The sequence below is a fragment of the Clavibacter lycopersici genome (assembly GCF_003576405.1).
Classification (GTDB): domain Bacteria; phylum Actinomycetota; class Actinomycetes; order Actinomycetales; family Microbacteriaceae; genus Clavibacter; species Clavibacter lycopersici.
Map to the genome: position 1 here is coordinate 1 of NZ_QWGT01000502.1, position 659 is coordinate 659.

General features: G+C 79.4%; 1 protein-coding gene. It reads left to right on the top strand.

All coding sequences use genetic code 11. The features are described 5' to 3' along the window. On the top strand, positions 1-659 hold a 659-nt coding region (locus DZG00_RS16200), incomplete at both ends, for an SAM-dependent methyltransferase (protein WP_304650947.1).

Consider the following 659-nt stretch of genomic DNA (forward strand, 5'->3'; position numbering starts at 1 on the left):
CTCGCCGGGCTCCTCGCCGACGCCGGTCCGGGCACCTGGGTCGCGGCGCCCTGGCGGGGCGACGGGCACCGCGACCACCGCGTCACGGGCGAGGTCGTCGCCGGGCTGGTGGGCGCGCTGCCCGCCGGGCGCGGGATCCGGCTCGTCGAGTACCCGGTCTGGATGTGGCACTGGGCGACGCCCGACGACCCGCGCGTGCCGTGGGCCGCGCTGCGCGCGCTGCCGCTCGACGCGCGGATGCGGGAGGCGAAGCGCGCCGCGATCCGCGCGCACGCCAGCCAGGTGGATCCGCTGTCGGACGCCCCCGAGGACCGCGCCGTGCTGCGGCCCGGGTTCCTCCGGCACGCCGACCGCGACCGCGAGGTGCTGATCGTGGGCGACGAGGCGCACGTCACCGACGCCGCCGCGGAGCCCACCGCCGCCGAGCGCTTCGACGCCGCGTACGCCCGCGCCGAGGATCCCTGGCGCGTCACCACCCGCTGGTACGAGCGCCGCAAGCGCCTCGCGACCCTCGCCGCCCTGCCGGACGAGCGGTACGGGCGGGCGCTGGAGATCGGCTGCTCGATCGGCGTGACGACGGCGGGCCTCGCCGAGCGCGTCGACGAGCTGCTCGCGGTGGACGTCGCGCCGACCGCGGTCGAGCGGGCCCGCGCGCGGCT